At 40.7% G+C, this 19,361-nt stretch carries 15 protein-coding genes; 10 read left to right on the forward strand and 5 right to left on the reverse strand.

Annotated features, from left to right (window positions below):
* Positions 1-3 precede the first annotated feature (3 nt).
* A complete protein-coding gene (gene hemG, locus DYI03_RS12085; RefSeq protein WP_025064609.1) occupies positions 4-1,371 on the forward strand; it encodes a protoporphyrinogen oxidase in 1,368 nt (455 codons plus the stop codon).
* Positions 1,372-1,456: 85 nt separating this feature from the next.
* Here the strand turns inward: hemG and rlmH are convergent, their stop codons facing one another.
* Complete coding sequence (rlmH, locus tag DYI03_RS12090) at positions 1,457-1,927, reverse strand: 23S rRNA (pseudouridine(1915)-N(3))-methyltransferase RlmH (protein ID WP_004356208.1); 471 nt, start codon at positions 1,925-1,927, stop codon at positions 1,457-1,459.
* A gap of 112 nt (positions 1,928-2,039) precedes the next feature.
* Positions 2,040-2,330: a DUF4491 family protein gene (locus DYI03_RS12095; RefSeq protein ID WP_021669813.1), complete on the reverse strand. Its 291-nt coding sequence runs from the start codon at positions 2,328-2,330 to the stop codon at positions 2,040-2,042.
* 136 nt (positions 2,331-2,466) lie between these two features.
* Here DYI03_RS12095 and DYI03_RS12100 point away from each other — a divergent pair, with 136 nt between their 5' ends.
* The 4 genes from DYI03_RS12100 to DYI03_RS12115 all read left to right on the forward strand — a co-directional run bounded on the left by DYI03_RS12100 (position 2,467) and on the right by DYI03_RS12115 (position 7,193).
* Positions 2,467-4,209, forward strand: a complete 1,743-nt coding sequence (locus tag DYI03_RS12100) for a phospho-sugar mutase (RefSeq protein ID WP_004356215.1) — start codon at positions 2,467-2,469, stop codon at positions 4,207-4,209.
* A gap of 186 nt (positions 4,210-4,395) precedes the next feature.
* The gene (locus DYI03_RS12105; protein ID WP_004356196.1) at positions 4,396-4,770 is read left to right on the forward strand and encodes a hypothetical protein; all 375 of its coding nucleotides are present in this window, start codon (positions 4,396-4,398) and stop codon (positions 4,768-4,770) included.
* Positions 4,771-4,777: 7 nt separating this feature from the next.
* Complete coding sequence (locus DYI03_RS12110) at positions 4,778-6,166, forward strand: DUF5687 family protein (protein WP_021669815.1); 1,389 nt, start codon at positions 4,778-4,780, stop codon at positions 6,164-6,166.
* 325 nt (positions 6,167-6,491) lie between these two features.
* Complete coding sequence (locus DYI03_RS12115; RefSeq protein ID WP_021670197.1) at positions 6,492-7,193, forward strand: ABC transporter ATP-binding protein; 702 nt, start codon at positions 6,492-6,494, stop codon at positions 7,191-7,193.
* A 503-nt stretch (positions 7,194-7,696) separates the two neighbouring features.
* Here the strand turns inward: DYI03_RS12115 and DYI03_RS12120 are convergent.
* On the reverse strand, positions 7,697-8,644 hold the full coding sequence (locus DYI03_RS12120) for an IS30 family transposase (protein ID WP_115367873.1): 948 nt from the start codon (positions 8,642-8,644) through the stop codon (positions 7,697-7,699).
* A gap of 761 nt (positions 8,645-9,405) precedes the next feature.
* Between DYI03_RS12120 and rho the strand changes: the two genes are divergently transcribed.
* The 5 genes from rho to DYI03_RS12150 all read left to right on the forward strand — a co-directional run bounded on the left by rho (position 9,406) and on the right by DYI03_RS12150 (position 17,578).
* On the forward strand, positions 9,406-11,478 hold the full coding sequence (gene rho / locus DYI03_RS12125) for a transcription termination factor Rho (protein WP_025064716.1): 2,073 nt from the start codon (positions 9,406-9,408) through the stop codon (positions 11,476-11,478).
* Between the two features lie 1,199 nt (positions 11,479-12,677).
* Positions 12,678-15,767, forward strand: coding sequence for a thiol protease/hemagglutinin PrtT (locus DYI03_RS12135; RefSeq protein WP_172462605.1), 3,090 nt, complete (start codon positions 12,678-12,680; stop codon positions 15,765-15,767).
* 244 nt (positions 15,768-16,011) lie between these two features.
* Positions 16,012-16,686 carry a YfgM family protein gene (locus DYI03_RS12140; protein WP_004356198.1) on the forward strand — a complete coding sequence of 225 codons (675 nt, stop codon included), beginning with the start codon at positions 16,012-16,014 and terminating at the stop codon, positions 16,684-16,686.
* A gap of 11 nt (positions 16,687-16,697) precedes the next feature.
* Positions 16,698-17,174, forward strand: coding sequence for a 6,7-dimethyl-8-ribityllumazine synthase (gene ribH, locus DYI03_RS12145; protein ID WP_004356200.1), 477 nt, complete (start codon positions 16,698-16,700; stop codon positions 17,172-17,174).
* A gap of 23 nt (positions 17,175-17,197) precedes the next feature.
* Positions 17,198-17,578 carry a hypothetical protein gene (locus tag DYI03_RS12150; RefSeq protein ID WP_004356218.1) on the forward strand — a complete coding sequence of 127 codons (381 nt, stop codon included), beginning with the start codon at positions 17,198-17,200 and terminating at the stop codon, positions 17,576-17,578.
* A 159-nt stretch (positions 17,579-17,737) separates the two neighbouring features.
* Here the strand turns inward: DYI03_RS12150 and DYI03_RS12155 are convergent, their stop codons facing one another.
* Both DYI03_RS12155 and dapA read right to left on the reverse strand, forming a co-directional pair.
* Complete coding sequence (locus tag DYI03_RS12155; RefSeq protein WP_025064714.1) at positions 17,738-18,079, reverse strand: hypothetical protein; 342 nt, start codon at positions 18,077-18,079, stop codon at positions 17,738-17,740.
* A 174-nt stretch (positions 18,080-18,253) separates the two neighbouring features.
* The gene (dapA, locus tag DYI03_RS12160; RefSeq protein WP_004356187.1) at positions 18,254-19,141 is read right to left on the reverse strand and encodes a 4-hydroxy-tetrahydrodipicolinate synthase; all 888 of its coding nucleotides are present in this window, start codon (positions 19,139-19,141) and stop codon (positions 18,254-18,256) included.
* Positions 19,142-19,361 lie beyond the last annotated feature (220 nt).

Genomic DNA, 19,361 nt, shown 5'->3' on the forward strand with positions numbered 1-19,361 from the left:
AAGATGGAAGAACATTGCGAAATAGCCATCATTGGCGCAGGACTTACGGGGCTTACCACAGCTTTTCGCTTGCACCAAAAGGGGCGAAAAGTACACGTCATAGAGCAAGCCAACCACATTGGCGGTGTGATGCAAACCTATCATGTAGACGGTTTTACCATGGAAAGCGGCCCCAACACGGGCGTTGTGTCTTATCCAGAAGTGGCTGAACTCTTTGAAGATTTGAAAGAAGACTGTCGTTTAGAGACTGCTCGTGAGTCGGCAAAACGCAGATTGATATGGAAAGGCAATCGTTTCCACGCACTGCCTTCGGGTTTGGTGAGTGGTATTCGCACGCCGTTGTTTTCCTTTGCCGACAAAATTCGCCTCTTGGGCGAACCTTTCAGAAGCAAAGGCACCGAGCCTGACGAAACAGTCGCCGACTTAGTGGTGCGAAGAATGGGAAAATCGTTTCTCAATTATGCCGTAGACCCTTTCTTATCAGGCATTTATGCTGGAAATCCTCACACATTGATTACACGCTATGCGTTGCCTAAACTTTATAATTTGGAACAAAACTATGGGAGTTTCATCAAAGGCGGAATAGCAAAAGCTAAGGAAACGAAGTCCGAAAGAGACCGTTTAGCGACTAAAAAGGTATTCTCTGCACAAGGCGGACAGTCGCAGTTGGTAAAGGCTTTGGGCAAAGGCATCGGAGCAAACAACATCACTACCCATGCGCAAAATGTTGTTGTGCGCCCTACGAAAGCAGGTTTTCAGGTGGAATATGCCGACAAAAATGGCACGATTCATACGCTCAATTGTCATAAAGTGGTAACAACGTGCGGAGCATACGCCCTCCCAACGTTGCTTCCTTTCGTGGAATCGGCGTTGATGGCAAGGGTAAATAATCTTCATTATGCACCCGTTATTCAAGTGAGTGTGGGCATAAACGACACAAAGGGGGTGGAGCTGAACGCCTTTGGAGGTTTGATTCCTTCTTGCGAACACCAAAAAATACTCGGTATTTTGTATCCGTCTGCGTGCTTCGAAAACCGCTGTCCCGAACACGGAGCGTTACTCTCGTTCTTTATGGGCGGTGTTCGACACCCCGAATATTTGGAAATGAGCGACAACGAACTCACTGCTATCGTAGAAGATGCGCTGCATCGTATGTTGAAATTCCCCGAATCGGTTGGCATTGCTGCCCTTCGCATCTTCCGACATGAGCATGCTATTCCTCAATACGAAAAGAATAGTGGCGACCGTTTTGCGGCTATTGACGAGTTGCAAAAACTTTATCCAGGGCTAATCATCGGAGGAAATCTGCACGGAGGCATTGGAATGGCTGACCGCATCAAGCAAGCGACCAACATTGCAGCACAATTGTAAAGTTTTAAGCGAAACTTAGGAGGAAGGTAAGAGGTAAGAGAGAAAAGAGGCAAGAGAGAAAGAAAAAAGACGTAAGGCGGACGCTTTACTCGTGATGATACGGCTCGCCTTTGATGATAGTGCAAGCTCGATACAACTGTTCCACAAAAATAAGGCGCACCATTTGGTGGGAAAACGTCATCTTCGACAAAGAAATCTTTTCGTTTGCACGGTCGTAAACCGCCTTAGAAAACCCATAAGCACCTCCAATAACAAAGACCAACCGCTTGGCTGTGTTCTGTTTCTTTTGCAACCAATCGGCATAGTCTACCGAACGAAATTCCTTTCCATGTTCGTCTAACAAGACCACCGTATCAGCAGTTTGTATTTCCTTTAAAATCAGCTCGCCTTCCTTTTCCTTTTGCTGTGCTTCCGAAAGCTTTTTCGTGTTTTTTAGTTCGGGAATAGTCGTGATAGTAAACGGCAAATAATGCGAAATACGCTCAACATAATCAGCAATTCCACGCACAAAAATATCGTTGGTGGTCTTTCCCACAAGAATTAAAGTTACTTTCATAAGCACAAGAATATTGATAAAATGATTTTTGGGGGGACTAGTCTGACTAGTTTGACTAGTTTGACTAGTTTGACTAGTCAGACTAGTCCCCCAACCCCCAAAAAACTTCCTCCTATTTCCGCTTAGGATTTTTCGGGAACCAGCCTTTTTCGACACGTTTCACCTGCTCAAAAAGTTCGCCAATGCCCCATAAGAGCGATGCACCCGTAACGCCCAACAGCGCAGACCAAAAGATACTGGCTACGAACAAAGCACAAACGCAACAAACCACGCCGCTAACCAGCCAAATCCACCAACCATGCGTACCAAAATAATACTCCCACTTAATGACAATTGGGTGCAAAAGTCCTATAATAAGAAAGGTGCAAACAGCTAAAATTACCCCTTCAAAGTTAAAATCCATCGTTATCGTTTTAAATAGAGAATACAAAAATACAAAAAATATCACGAAATAGACCTATATTCGCAAAAAAAATCGTATTTTTGCAGAAAAGACAGGGGGACATTGCCCCACTAAAAAATATTTTAATCAGGTAACTATGCAAAATAAAGAACTTATCGCACAGTGTGAACAAAAAGCCAATGAATGGCTAAAACCAGCTTTCGACGAAGCAACACGCAACGCCGTAAAAGCAATGATAGACAACGAGAACAAAGAAGAACTCGTAGAATCATTCTATAAAGACCTTGAGTTTGGAACTGGTGGCTTGCGTGGAATCATGGGCGCAGGCTCAAACCGCATGAACATCTACACCGTAGGTATGGCAACACAAGGATTTGCCAACTATCTCAAGATAAATTTCAAAGACAAAGAACAAATTTCGGTTGTCGTTTGCCACGACTGCCGCAACAACTCACGCCTCTTTGCCGAAACCGTTGCCAACATCTTCTCGGCTAACGGAATAAAGGTATATCTATTCGAGGAAATGAGACCAACACCAGAATGCTCATTTGCTATTCGCCACTTCAAGACACAAGGCGGTGTAAACATCACAGCCAGCCACAACCCACGCGAATACAACGGCTACAAAGCCTACTGGGACGATGGCGCACAGGTATTGGCACCACACGACAAGGGTATCATTGAACAAGTGAACCTCGTGAAAATCGAAGACGTGAAGTTTGAAGGCAACAAAGAACTCATTGAAATCATCGGCGAAGAAGTAGACAAAGTTTACCTCGAAATGGTAAAAACTGTTTGCATCGACCCAGAAGTTATCAAGCGTCAGCACGACCTTAGCATCGTTTACACACCATTGCACGGAGCAGGACGTGTCATGATTCCAAAGGCATTGCGCGATTGGGGATTCACAAACATTCACTGCGTAGAAGAACAAATGGTAAAAGACGGAAACTTCCCAACCGTAGACCGTCCAAATCCAGAAATTGCAGAAGCACTCACACTCGGACTTCGTGATGCGAAAAAGATTGATGCCGACATCTTAATGGCTTCCGACCCTGACGCTGACCGTGTAGGTATGGCTTGTAAGGATAGCAATGGTGAGTGGATTCTCATCAATGGTAACCAAACTTGCTTGCTCTTCCTTTGGTACATCATCACCAATCGCCAAGCATTGGGCAAAATGACACCAAAAGACTACATCGTAAAGACTATCGTTACAACCGAAGTGATTGCTGAAATTGCCAAGAAACAAAACATCGAAATGCGCGATTGCTACACAGGGTTCAAGTGGATTGCCCACGAAATAGCTATCTCAGAAGGCAAAAAGAACTACATCGGTGGTGGCGAAGAAAGCTACGGCTTCATGGCATCTGACTTCAATCGTGATAAGGACGCTGTAAGTGCTTGCTCACTCTTAGCAGAAATTTGCGCATACGCAAAAGATAAGGGCAAAACTCTCTACGACCTCCTCATGGACATCTACCTTGAATATGGATTCAGCGAAGAATTTACAATCAACGTAGAACGACCAGGAAAGAGCGGAGCAGAAGAAATTCAACAAATGATGTGCGATTTCCGTGCCAACCCTCCAAAAGAACTCGCTGGCAGCAAGATTTGTCTATGGAAAGACTTCCAATCGCTCGAAGCAATCGACGACAAAGGCAACAAAACAAAACTCGAAATGCCTGACACCAGCAACGTATTGCAATGGTTCTGCACAGACGGCAATAAGGTAAGTGTACGCCCTTCAGGAACAGAACCAAAGATTAAGTTCTATCTTGAAATCAAGGACAAGATGCAAACTGCTGCCGATTATGCTGCCTGCCGTGCTCGTGCTCACGAAAAAATTGAAGCCATTCGCAAACAATTAGGCGTTTAAAACAGGCTAAACGTAGCGCTTCAAAGCGTTATCGTAACTCTAAAATAAAGGAAATCCACCTCTATTATCAAGGTGGGTTTCCTTTTTTCATGCTCTCTTAATTTTTCTCATGCAAAAATATAAAAAAAAATGCGCCCTTTTCCTGAATAATTCATTATATTTGTGGGGAAAAAAATAAGACAGCCTATGGGAAGAACCAAATTTTCTGCCGACGAAATAAAAGGTATTGCTAAACTTTTGCGCCTGAAAAATGCTGGCAATCGCTACCAACAGAAGTTGGTACGCCACGATTTGCGTGTCGATTACGAATTTAATATTTCTGATTTCAACCAACCAGGTAAAGCCTTTGGCGAAGCGGAGTTGCAAGCGGCTATCCAGCGTGGGGCAATAGAAATTCTTGACGACCAAACCATTGCCGATATGAAAGCCAAACGAGCAAGGGACAAAGCTCGTGATGAAGCGAAAAGAACGCAAGAAGCCGTGGCGAGCGGAGAGCAAACCTCATGGCAAGATGCTATGAAAGCGTGGGAAGAATGGGAAAATAAAGAAGCTAATTCGTGAAAAAATCATGCTTAAAACATTATTAAAATTATACTTTATAAAGAAAAAACGTGAATTTAAATGGGTAAAATTCTTTCTTACCCTTTACTTTTACGCTATCTTTTTAGTTGTTATCCTCTCGTCATGGTTGGGCATTTCCGACGGAATGAAAACCACCATGATAGGTTTACTCGACAAAATAGAGTGGGCAATGGTGGTGCCAATCATGGCTGCCTCATTGATTTTGCCCGATTTTATAACCAAATTGCTCCTCAAAGACGATTCGGCAATTATGGATAACTATCTGAAAACCCGACCTGTAAAGGAAGAAACGTGGAATAAATTTGTGATGATTTCCACCTTTTTCGACTTCTTCAATCTCTCGTGGTCTTTGCCGTTGGCTGTGTTCCTCTTCTTTGCTGCGCCGCCACTTGTTGCCCTTCTGTCAGCCCTTTTGCTGTTTATGGTGTCGTTTGTCAATTCGCTTGCCGTTACCACCTTCCGCAAAGCAAAGGGGTGGGAATATAAAATGGCTATCATCGTGGGCTGGTTGGTATGGCAACCCATAACTTTGTTCCATTCGTTCAACATCTTTGGAATGGGATGGGGCATACATTACCTTTACTTCTTCGTCTTGAACACTGTGGCTTTGCTGCTCTGTATCAAGTATTTAAACTTCCTTCCACAATACGATGAAAGTCAAAACAAGAAGGAAAAACATAAGAAATTCAACAATAAAAACTCGTGGTTCTTCATCGAAATGCGCCCATACAGACGAGGCAAACGATTGAAAATGATTCTTTTCTTTCCTCTTATCTTCATCGTGCAAGCCTATTTAAGTGTACATGGCGAAAGCGACACGATAGATTTAGATGCCTTTTGGTTCTATTTTGGAATAGTAGGCGGTGGCGAACTCATCTTGCAACAGACTTTTGCTATTGAGGGAGCTTACTTTGACGGTATATGGTCGCGCCCTATTAGTGTTGAAAAACTCCTCCTTCGCAAGTATTATTTCGGTTGTACGGCTACATTTGTAACGGCTTTGCTGATGCTTCCCCTTTTGTTTATGTATCCGCTCGTGGAATACTTTTACACCTATTTTGCTGCTTTGACACTTTCTTTGGGCTTTGTAAACGTGGGAATGCTTACCTATTGTTTTACCAATAAGGCGTTGGACATTAATGCTTCAGGCAAGTTTAACACACAGGGGGCTAACTTTTCGGGCAGTGCCTTTGCCTTAGTCTTCACGTTTATGTTTGCGCCTATGTTGCTTTTCATCTTCCTTCCCCTTTGGGTGGCAAGTACGATAATGCTCGTCGTGGGCATGATAGGCATCAGTGGGCATCGCTACTTTATTAAACGCATTGCTCAACGCTTCATAGCCAAACGATACAAGCATTTTGAACGATTTCGTTAAGCCACACGAAGCATGCAAATGAGTGAAACGAAATTTGAACATGCTCGTGGCGAGAAATAGAACCTTTCGAGTTATGATACTTTGTAGGGGCGTGATTTATCACGTTCCTAATACACTAAAATTTGCGGAGAGGAACGGAATAAATTCCGCCCCTACAAAGTATCATAACTTGCCAGAAAGCAGCTATTTTGCACTCTAAAAGAGAATGATTTCGTTAAGCCATACGAAGCATGCAAACGGAATGAAATGCAGTTTAATCATGCTCGTGGCGAGAAATCGCACTTTGAAAAAGAAAACCGAATTTTAACAGAAAAGAAAACCGATTATGGAAATAAAGATAGAAAATTTAAAGAAAATTTACGGTGAAAATACCGTTATCGACATACCCGAATTTACCATCTCTGACGGACAACTCATTGGGTTAGTGGGCAATAATGGTGCAGGAAAAACCACGTTGATGCGTTTAATGCTCGACCTTATCAAGGCAAACGAGGGTAGAGTGTTGTCGAATGGAAATGCTGTCAATGAGGATTTTGCATGGAAACAATATACGGGTTCGTTCGTGGATAAGAGTTTTTTGATAGATTTCTATACACCCGAAGAATTTTTCCAGTTCATTGCCGATGCTTACGACATTGATAGCGAAACCTTAGAGGAGCGTTTGCAAGAATTTATGCCCCTTATGCGTGATGAAATTTTGGGTACAGGCAAACTCATTCGTGAGTTTTCGGAAGGCAATCGTCAGAAAATTGGTATCATCGGAGCAATGATTGTGCGCCCCGAATTATTGATATTAGACGAACCTTTCAACTATCTTGACCCTTCATCACAAATCAATATTGCCAAAATTATTCATCAAGTGAACCAAAAATATGGCACAACCGTGTTGATTTCGAGCCACAATCTCAACTTCATTTCAGAAATTTGCAGTCGAGTAGTACTCATGGAGAAAGGTAAAATCATCAAAGATATGAACAACGAAAACCAAGAAGCCACCCACGAAATGGAAGATTATTTTAACCAATAAAGCCTCTCCTACCCCCTCCGCAGGGAGAGGAATTCAAAACTTGCTCGTGGCGAGAAATAGAACCTTTCAAGCAATGATACTTTGTAGGGGCGTGATTTATCACGTTCCTCTCCGCAAATTTTAGTGTATTAGGAACGTGATACGAGTTGTTGAGCAAAGCGAAAAAATCACGCCCCTACAAAGTATCATAACTTGCCAGAAAGCAGCTATTTTGCACTCTAAAAGAGAACGATTTCGTAAGCCACACGAAGCATGCAAAAGAGCAAAGCGAAATTTGTACATGCTCGTGGCGAGAAATCGCACTTTGGAAAAGAACTTTTTTAGCACCACTGACAAGACTAATTATCTTACTAATTTACAAAAAGAAACAGGCTGTTTTGACTCCAAAAATAGGCTGTTTTTTCTTGCAAAAGCATAGATTTTCATTTCCGAAAGCAATTTTTGATTTTGTAAAAATAACTCATCTACCTGACAAACGGTGAATTCAACTAGCAAGTGCAAATTTACACTATATTGCCGTAAAAGCATTCTTGTGGTGTCTTATAATCCAATTTTTTTCTTGGTCTTGTGTTAATTTTATATTGTATTTTTGCATTTTGTTGATGTGTTATGTTGTCAAAATCTGTTCCCTTTGGTATGAATTGCCTTATTAATGCATTTTGATTTTCAATGAGCGGTTTCTGCCACGGCGAATGTGGGTCGGCAAAATAGACCGTAACGCCTAATTTCTTTGTAATATACTGGTGATTTGCAAACTCTGTACCATTGTCTGTAGTTATACTTTTGAGGGTATCCTTAAATGGCATCAATAGTTTTACAACTATATCTGCAACCTCGTCCGCATCCTTTCCTTTGTTCGACTTTCTTATGAGGATATAGTTCGTCTGCCTCTCTACGAGCGTAACGATAACTCCTTTGTTTCCTTTTCCAACAATAGTATCCAATTCCCAGTCGCCAAATCTTGTCCCGTCAGCTTCTTTTGGTCGTTCAGCAATAGACGTCCTGTTTAGGATTGTTGTACGCTTACCCCCAACAGGTCTGTTTCTGTGTTTTAGCCTGTATCGACAGTACTTATAAAGGCAGCCTCCATTTCTTTTATCCTTGCGGATTAGCTTGTAAATAGTTTCATAAGAAATCTTCATCTCTCTTTTTCTCAATACGTTAGAGATTTGTTCGGGAGACCATTGTTCTTCTACCAATAAACGGATTACTTCCTTCCATACTTCTTTCTTTATAGTATGGTTGCCAGGATTACGATGCTTTCGATAGACAGCATTAGCTTGGGCTGTCTCCGCATTATATTTACCTTGTTTACCACTATTGCGTTTTATTTCACGATAAACCGTACTACGGTCTACCCCGATTAACTCTGCTATTTCACTTTTTGGTGTTTTCTTTTGGAGTAAGATAGAAATTGTGTATCTTTGCCCCGAAGTCAGTTGTTTATACATAAGCAATACAAAATTAATTGATTTCAGGGAGATTCGTTAGAGTCTCCTTTTCTTTTTTATCGTATTGCTAGTTGTTATTCACTATTGGCGGCGGCTATCTTGGTGGCTACTCGCCCCCAAACCCCTCGGTGTTTTATGGCATAGATTATTAAGAGTTACGCCATATTTTGTTGCAGTTCTATATTGAACTTACGAACCGCACTTGAAAAAGAACGATTTCGTTAAGCCACACGAAGCATATAAATGAGCAAAGTGAAATTTAAACATGCTCGTGACGAGAAATAGACCCTTTCGAGCAATGATACTTTGTAGGGGCGTGATTTATCACGTTCCTCTCCGCAAATTTTAGTGTATTAGGAACGTGATAAATCACGCCCCTACAAAGTATCATAACTTGCCAGAAAGCAGCTATTTTGCACTTGAAAGAGAACGATTTCGTAAGCCACACGAAGCATGCAAATGAGTGAAACGAAATTTGTACATGCTCGTGGCGAGAAATCGAACTTGGGAAAGAACGATTTCGTTAAGCCACACGAAGCATGCAAAATAAATGCTTTTTGTGAAGTAAATATAAATAGGTATAAGCAAATGTAGGCATTGTGGGAAATTTTTCATCATTTCCTTCATAAAAAGCAAGAAAAATTTTTGTTAAGCGAAATAAAAACATTACCTTTGCAGTCGTTTTAAACACATAGAGTTTATGTTCTATAAACTTTATCCCCCACAAAAGATTAAAATTTCGAAAACATACATATTCATTTATGTTCAGCAAAGAAGAATTATTAGGCAAAGATATTCCCGAATTGGAGAATATCGCTAAAAACATTGAAGCGGATTTTAAAAAGTCCGACGACAAAGAATCCATTATCTATGCCATATTAGACAGACAGGCAATGGACGTAGGGGCATCGCACCCATTAGGAACCAACAAACGCAAAAGAACAAGGATAGCTAAAAAAGAGCCTGATAAAGTATATACCGTACGAGGAAAAGAAGGCGAAAACTTTGATGTACAAAAAAATAAGCCTGCAGGAGTGCAACAACCAAGCTTGTTTAAAGACATGCCAGAGGAAGAAACCGTAGCCGAAGAACCAAAACAGGAAGAAAAAGAAGCTACCAAAAAACGTTCAAAAGCCAAAAAAGAAACAGAAGAAAACGTAGAAAACACGGAAAAGGTGGAGGAAACAACACCAAAACGCAGAACTACAAGAAAGGCTAAAGAAGAAAAAGAAACAGCCAACATCGTTGCTGAAGAAGAAAATACAGCAACAGAAACGACAGAACAAGCTCAAACAACAGAAGTTGTAGCCGAAACGGAAACAAACGAGCCAAAGGAAACGGAAAATACCGACTTTATTCCCGAAGCACAATTCGCTAATACAGAAAATACAAACCCAGAAAATAGCGAACAAAGCGACAACTTGATAGCGCAATTGCAAGCCAAAGTAAACGCTCATAACGAGCAAAACGAAGCAGCACAAGCCATTGCGACAAACCCACAAGACATGCAAGAAGCCATAGCTGACGGAGTATGGGAAGGCGACCCAGGCGACGGAACAGACTTTATCACAGTGGTTGATTTGCCAATTGAAGACCAAGGAGCAGTGCCAACCTACGATATGTTCGACCGACCAACTAAAATGGTAGACACCAACCCAGCAACTTTCTTCCCAACACCTACACCACAAGAGCAAAATACACCTGCTTACGATTTCACAGACATCATCAAAGCAAACGGCGTATTGGAAGTAATGCCTGATGGTTACGGATTCTTGCGCTCAAGCGATTACAACTATCTCTCTTCGCCTGACGATGTTTACGTTCCTGCCACTCAAATCAAACAAAACGGATTGAAGACAGGTGATGTTGTGGAATGCCACGTTCGACCTCCACGCGAAGGCGAAAAGTATTTTCCACTAACAAGCCTTGACAAAATAAACGGACGTGTTCCGTCAGAAGTACGCGACCGCATTTCTTTCGAACACCTCACCCCACTCTTCCCAGAAGAGAAGTTCACACTCTGTGGCGACCCTAAAACAACCAATCTTTCAACACGTATTGTAGACCTTTTCTCACCTATCGGTAAAGGACAACGCGCACTCATTGTGGCACAACCTAAGACAGGTAAAACCATTTTGATGAAAGACATTGCCAACGCCATAGCAGCCAATCACCCAGAGGCTTACCTCATGATGTTGCTCATTGACGAACGCCCTGAAGAAGTTACCGACATGGCTCGCACAGTAAACGCTGAAGTTATCGCATCTACATTCGACGAACCAGCCGAACGCCATGTGAAAATCGCAGGTATCGTACTCGAAAAGGCAAAACGAATGGTAGAATGCGGACACGATGTAGTGATTTTCCTCGATTCTATCACACGTTTGGCTCGTGCTTACAACACCGTAGCACCAGCTTCGGGCAAGGTTTTGACAGGTGGTGTCGATGCCAACGCATTACAAAAGCCTAAGCGTTTCTTCGGTGCAGCCCGTAATATAGAAGGTGGAGGCTCGCTCACCATCATTGCAACCGCTCTGATTGACACTGGTTCAAAGATGGACGAAGTGATATTTGAAGAATTTAAGGGTACAGGTAACATGGAATTGCAATTAGACCGCTCATTGAGCAATAAGCGCATCTTCCCTGCTGTAAACCTTGTTGCATCAAGCACACGTCGCGACGACCTCTTACAAGACAAGACAACCGTAGACCGTATGTGGATTTTACGCAAGTACATTGCCGACATGACCCCTATCGAAGCCATGGACTCTATCCACGACCGCATGGAGAAAACAAACGACAACAACGAGTTCCTCTTGTCAATGAACGGATAAAACCTATCAATTTCATTATATAATCTATTTAAGGGCTATCTCTGTGAAGAGACAGCTCTTTTTTTATAACGATTTCGTTAAGCCACACGAAGCATGCAAAAGAGCAAAGCGAAATTTAAACATGGTCATGACGAGAAATAGAACCTTTCGAGCAATGATACTTTGTAGGGGCGTGATTTTTTCGCTTTGCTCAACAACTCGTATCACGTTCCTAATACACTAAAATTTGCGGAGAGGAACGGAATAAATTCCGCCCCTACAAAGTATCATAACTTGCCAGAAAGCAGCTATTTTGCACTCTAAAAGAGAACGATTTCGTTAAGCCACACGAACTATATAAATGAGCAAAGCGAAATTTAAACATAGTCGTGACGAGAAATAGAATCTTTCGAGCAATGATACTTTGTAGGGGCGTGATTTATCACGTTCCTAATATACTAAAATTTGCGGAGAGGAACGTGATACGAGTTGTTGAGCAAAGCGAAAAAATCACGCCCCTACAAAGTATCATAACTTGCCAGAAAGCAGCTATTTTGCACTCTAAAAGAGAACGATTTCGTTAAGCCACACGAAGCATGCAAAAGATATTGCAAGCGAGAACAAAGAAAGTTTACTTTCAATTTGTTGAGTGCAGCTATATCTTATCCAAAGAGCAAAACGAAATTTAAACATGGTCGTGACGAGAAATAGAACCTTTCGAGCAATGATACTTTGTAGGGGCGTGATTTTTTCGCTTTGCTCAACAACTCGTATCACGTTCCTAATACACTAAAATTTGCGGAGAGGAACGGAATAAATTCCGCCCCTACAAAGTATCATAACTTGCCAGAAAGCAGCTATTTTGCACTCTAAAAGAGAAGGTTTTCGTTAAGCCAGATGAAACATGCAAAAGAGCAAAGCGAAATTTGTATATGCTCGTGGCGAGAAATAGAACTTGAAAAAGAACATTAATCAACAAAAAAAAGAAAGGAATGAAATAGAAAAAAAAGACCCAACATTCTACCCAAACGCTCACTAAAACCTTTAAAAAAGTTAAAACATTAAAGCAAATGAATTTTAACAGAATATTCTTGCGCATTTCCGAGAATAAAAGGCTATATTTGCGAGGCATATATCATAAAATAGAAATAATTGTCAAACCTAAACATCATTGACATATAGAAAAGAATAACCTAATCATCAATTTAAATACAAATAGTATGAAAAAATCATTCTTTTTCAAAGTGCGATTTCTCGCCACGAGCATGTGCGAATTTCGTTTCACTCATTTGCATGCTTCGTGTGGCTTAACGAAATCGTTTAGTCTTTTACTGCTATTTGCTATGCTCGTTATGCCAGCTTTGGCAGACAAAGTAACAAAATCTGAGGCACAAAAAATTGCCGAAGCATTCTTAGCAAAAAAGCAAAATCGTAGAGTAAAGGCACGCTTTAAGCAAATGCCGCAATCACTCTTGCTCAGCACATCAACCTCTGCTGATTACGCTCCATTCTATGTTTACAACGCAGAAAATAACGGAGGTTTCGTAATTGTATCAGGAGAAAGCTCCATAGGCAATATTATTGGTTACAGCGACACAGGCTCTTTCGACCTTAAAGACGCTCCATCGAATGTCGTAACCATGATGAAAATGTTTTCAACACTCGTAAACAACGTTCAAAGAACAGGCTCAACAAACTATGTTCCAGACGACCCTCTCGTAGGACCAAAAGGAAACGTAAAAGTAGCTCCATTGTTGGACAAAATTCAATGGGGACAAGGCAAACCCTTCAATGGTAAAATGCCTGCCAAAAAACCTACTACTGACAATAAAAACACCAACTATTATGTAGGTTGCGTGGCAACAGCAATGTCGCAAATCATGCGTTTCCACAAATATCCAACAGTTGGTAAAGGCACAATGACCTACACCGACAACCTCGGAAAAAAACACTCACCAAACTTTGGCGCAACAACATTCGATTGGACAAAGATGCCAGAACGTTGTGAAGAAGACAATGCTGATGAAACAGAAAACGAACAAGTTTCCACTTTGTGTAGCATGGCAGCTTATAGCGTTTATATGTCGTTCATGCCAAGCGGCGAAGCAGGTGCTTTCTCACAAGCAGTAACAGGTGCTTTGGTGCATAACTTTGGTTACGACAACGGTATTTCATACAAAAAACGTGAATACTACTCTACCCCACAATGGATGAAAATGATTACTGACGAACTCGATGCTGGTCGTCCTGTGTTCTATTCTGCCTCTAACGAAGACGGAAAAGGCGGACACGCATTCGTTTGCGACGGCTACGATGACGCTGGTTACGTTCACATTAACTGGGGGTGGTCAGGAAAAAGCAACGGCTATTTCCATGTAAATGCACTCAATCCATACGACCTCGGTATCGGTGCAAATGGCGGTGGCTATAACCTTCAACAAGAAATCATCATCGGTATTCAAAAACCACAAACACCTGTCGGAAAAAAACATTGGTCTATCTTCGGAGCAACACGCCTTTCTGTAATCGAGCTAAACGGAGAAATCATGGGTATGCAAGGAATTGTAAACGAAGATTGCGATGCTTTCACAGGAAAAGTAGCATTGGTTTTGGTAGATAAGAACGGAAAAGTTGTAAATGTTCTCAAAGAAGAAGATAAATCATTTGCAGCTGCTAAGTTTGGCGATAAACTCATAACAGATGGCGGTATGAAGACTTTATGGGTTTCGAAATATGTAAACAACGTTCCAAACGGAACAGATTACAGAATTCAATTCGCTGTAAAAGCAACAGGCGATGCTGAATGGACACTCATACCAAGTCCTAACAACTTGCCAAATGCTGCTATTGCAACGGTTCAAGACAATGTCATCACTGCAATTTCAATAAACGAACCAAAACCAAACGTAGAGCTCTTGAAGCCTATCACAACAAGCTGCGACCTCCACGCAAAAGGTAGCGGTAAATTCACATTGGTATTGAAAAACAATAGCAACGACTTCATCATAAACCATATCTGGTTGAAGTTTACAGACATAAACGATGCAAAAAAGTCTTACTATGTACACGAAGACGATACAAAGAATTTCCACCAAGTTTACGACAATAGCACAAAGACTATCAACTTGTTATGCACACTCCCTGACGAAATGCCAGCTGGAAAATATAACGTAATAGCATTTGAAAAGTACATTCAAAAACCGCTCAAAGATAATGCTACGGAAGAAGAAAAGAAACGCTACGAAGAAAGAGAAAAACTTTGGGAGGGCGATTACTTTAAACCTGTATTTACAGAAGCAAACGTTCTTGAGGTAAAAGAAGAAGTAAGCACTCCTATCTTCAGTCAAGAAGGCGACTATCTTTGGTTTACAAAGACAAGTACAGAGTTTAATTCAGTAGTGAAACAAGGCGAAACTATCGGTCTTAAACAAGATGCATGCAACTATGGTGCAGCTGGCAAGGCTATATTGGTTATCAAAGCAAGAAACATTGAAAACCCTGCTTTCGCCTTTGAACTCGCTAAAGTTTCAGAATCAGAATACGCTAAACTCGGAACGCTAAAGCAAATCTATGGCGGTAAGGTGAATTTAAATCCTGGTAAGTACAAACTTTCATCATATTTCATTGTCAATGGCAAGGAATATCCTATGTACGGAACTGTAAAAGAAACCATCATGGAAGTAGTTGCCGATGAAAGTTTAGCACTCAAGTGCGATGAAATAAAACTCCCTTCTGAAGAATTAGAATATGGTAAGGCATATAAAGGCGTTCTCAAACTTACTGCAAAAGAAGAAATAAAAGGCGCAACCTTTACCCTACGATTCAAATCTGCCGAAGGAAGTAAACGTACCATAGCTGCTATGATTTTTAAAGCAGAAAACTTTGCAGCAGGCGAAACCAAAGAAATTCCATTCGAAATTAAGAGTTACACATTGAAAGAAAACAATCTTCCTAAGGGTGCTTATACATTGTATGTTGATTACAAGACAACAGCAACCAAAAACAAAATCTTTTCAATAGGTGGAAACAGCTCACGCATCGTCTACATCGGCACAACAAAAGCAGCAGCAGGCATAGACGAAGTGGCAACTCAAGCAGCAACCACAAAGGTTACACTCAATGGCAAAACACTCAACATCGAAAACGCTAACAACATTCGCCGCATTGAGGTATATTCGCTCGCTGGAGCAAAAGTATTTACAACAGCAAATGTTGCTAATACAATCTATTTGCCATTGCAAAATGGTATGTACATCATCAGAATCGTTACCGCTGAAGGCATCGTAACAAAGAAAGTAGTACTGCAATAATATAAGTTTAAACAACAATAGAAAAGGTCGTTCCAAACAAAGGAACGACCTTTTTTAATGCAATAATCCGACAAAAACAAGCAAAAGTTAAAAAAAAGCACAATATATTTCAATATCTGAGAGATTTTCTGTAATTTTGCCACGTTATAAGAACTTCCATAAATAGGGAAACAACAAAAACAAAGCCCTAACAACAAAGGAAGAACGCACAAAACAGAAAACAATAAAAAAAGAAAAAATAAAAATGGCAAACAAAAAAGCAGAGGGTACATACGAAGAATCCCTCAACAAATCGGAAGCTTTCTTCGCAAAGTATGGAAAGACAGCCTTAATCGCTATTGTAGCAATCCTCATTGTTGTAGCAGGTATCTTCCTTTACAAAAATTATGTATCAGAACCACGCGAAGCTGAAGCAAGCACAGAATTAGCAAAAGCACAACAATTGTTCCAAACACAACAATTCGACCAAGCACTCAAAGGCTTCCAAAAAGTACAAAGCGACTATAGTAGCACAGACGCTGGCAACCTCGCCAACCTCTATGTGGCACTCTGCTACGCACACCAACAAAAGCCAGATTGGAAAAAAGCATTGGATAATATTCAGAAATTCTCTACTTCTGACGACCAAATCATCAGCCCAGCCTCACAAATGGCACTCGGAGACATCTACGCAAACAACAATCAAAACGATAAAGCCATAGAAAGTTTCAAAAAAGCTGCCGAGATGGCTGACTCAAAAGGATTTGAAGGCATAAACCTTAGCATTGCACCATTAGCATTACGCAAGGCTGGCATCATTCTTGAAAGTCAAGGCAACAAAGCAGAAGCACTCAAGATATACCAAGATATCAAGAAAAAATATGTCAACTCACCAATGAGCCAAGACATAGACAAGTACATTCAAAGAGCAAGCAACTAATCTGAAAGAAAATGTCAACAGCATTACACAATCTATCAGATTATGATTTATCAAGCGTACCCGATGCCTCGAACATGTGTTTCGGCATCGTGGTATCAGAATGGAATCCAGAAATCACAGGAGCACTGCTCGATGGTGCAGTAAAAACACTCGAAAAGCACGGAGCTATCCCTGAAAATATACACGTCAAAACCGTACCAGGAAGCTTCGAACTCGTTTACGGCGCACACCAAATGACACTCAACGGAGGATACGATGCCATTATCGTGCTCGGTAGCGTCATTCGTGGAGAAACACCACACTTCGACTACATCTGCCAAGGCGTAACATACGGAATTGCAAGACTCAATGCAAGCTCGGAAATTCCAATTATCTACGGACTCCTTACCACAAACGACTTACAACAAGCAAAAGACCGTTGCGGTGGTAAACACGGAAACAAAGGCGATGAATGCGCAGTCGTAGCAATAAAAATGGCTAAATTCTAAACCAACAACAACTCCCAAAAAGAATGAAGCTAAAAGAATATTTTCAAACATACGAATTTGAAGAAATATACCCCTACATCGGAGTCATGTACCCAAAAGCCAGAAAACAAAGAAAAGCTTTTCAACATGCCTACGATATTCTCCTAAAAACCAATCCCGTAGCATCAAAAAAATATATACAATATCAACTGATGCAAGACCCCGACACCAACGACATGTTCTTCGGAGCCGACGATTCAAACTTCAATGGACCATGGGACGTACTCTTAGGAAAAGAAATTAAAATAGATTCAAACGTTGATTTGACAAAAGAAGAAATTGTTGCAAACTGCTTTCTCAACACCATTCTCATCGGACGACACCCAAGAGAGTTTGAAGCAGATTACATCGAAATCAGCAGATAAAAATAAAAAAAGCATCTTCGTGTTGAAGATGCTTTTCTTTTTCTAATACAATTTCTGCACAAGGGAATTTATCCTCAATCAACCCTCAGCAAAACCGCATAAAAAAACGCAAACATAAAAAATGCCTGCGCAGGATAATACAATATAAACAACAAATTCCTATTTCAAAAATACATGCTGAGCCACATAAGCTAACGCTGGCAGCACAATCCAATAAGACAAAAGCAAAGGATAAGCAACCTTTTGGGCATCATACTTCGAACCGCGAAAATGAATCAACACCTTTCCACGACGACCATGCTTGTCATAAATGTACTCAACAAGCCTAAACATTGCAAACCATATCAGCGCAATAGGCAAAAGCGACCACACTTCACCAATACGAAAAAGAGGAATACTCAATGCAAAGGCTATCGGAAAAGTAATAGCTGCAACTCCATCGGTCAGACTACCATCAATCTCACCGCAGAAATATATCTTATCAAAAAAAGTGTATTTCATTTTTCTATGGGTCATTTATATTTTCTACATCTATGCTTTTAGTCCTTTAAGACCAATCCCCAAATACTGTTAATACATTAAAACGTAATTTGCTTTATTTCTACTTTACTGCAAAGGTAGCAATACTTATTGAAAAACGCAACAAAAAAAAGAAAAAACATACAAAAAAGAGACTCAACCGAGTCTCATTTTCTTAATTATTTCATTCATTTTCTGCTTAGTTTCTATCCGCGTAGGAACCAAAGGCAAACGTAAAACATTCTCTATCAATCCCATATCATTCAGCAAAGCCTTACAGCCAGCAGGATTTCCATCAACAAAAAGCAACTTATACAATTCAGTAAACTGATGATGAATGACACGTGCAGGCTCATACTCGCCCCTAAATTCTAAGCGAATCATTTGAGAAAATTCTTTTGGCAAAGCATTTCCAATCACAGAAATCACACCTACCGCCCCACTTGCTATCATTGGGAACGTCAAAGCATCATCGCCACTAATCACCTCAAAATTCTTTGGCTTGTTTTTAATAATCTCATCAACCTGCTCTAAACTGCCCGATGCCTCCTTAATAGCCACAATATTATCGAAATCTTTCGCAATTCGAACCGTCGTTTCAGCCTTCAAATTCACACCCGTACGACCAGGAACATTATAAAGCACTATTGGCAGAGGACAAACCTCGGCAATAGCCTTAAAATGCTGATACAAACCTTCCTGACTTGGCTTATTATAGTAAGGACAAATACTTAGAATACCATCAACTCCCTTCCAATCTGCATGCTTAATCTCATCGACAACAGCCGCAGTATTATTACCACCACAATATTTCAATATACGAGCACGACCAGCAACATGGTCAATAATCGTATGCGCTATTGTTTCCTTTTCTTCAGCTGACAAACAAGGACTCTCGCTAGTGGTTGCCAAAATAGCAAAAAAATCAGCTCCATTATCCAACTGATAATCAATAAGCCTTCTTAATGCTTCATAATCAACTTCACCATTCGGCTTAAAAGGGGTTACCAAAGCAATACCCAAGCCATGAAAAATATTGTTCATAAATGTTATGCGTTAAGGCTTTACAGCCAAATATACTCTTTTTTGAGAGCAAACTCAAAAAAATCAAGCTACTCTATTATAATGCAAAAATAACAAATAAAGCTTAATCTGCAAAGTTTTTACTTTAGATTAATAATTTTTTTAACAAAATATTTGACTAATATTCACCCTATCAAATATCCCAGGCAACCAAAAGCAACACCAACTTCAAACATATCCA

It is taken from the genome of Prevotella disiens (genome assembly GCF_900454955.1).
GTDB lineage: Bacteria > Bacteroidota > Bacteroidia > Bacteroidales > Bacteroidaceae > Prevotella > Prevotella disiens.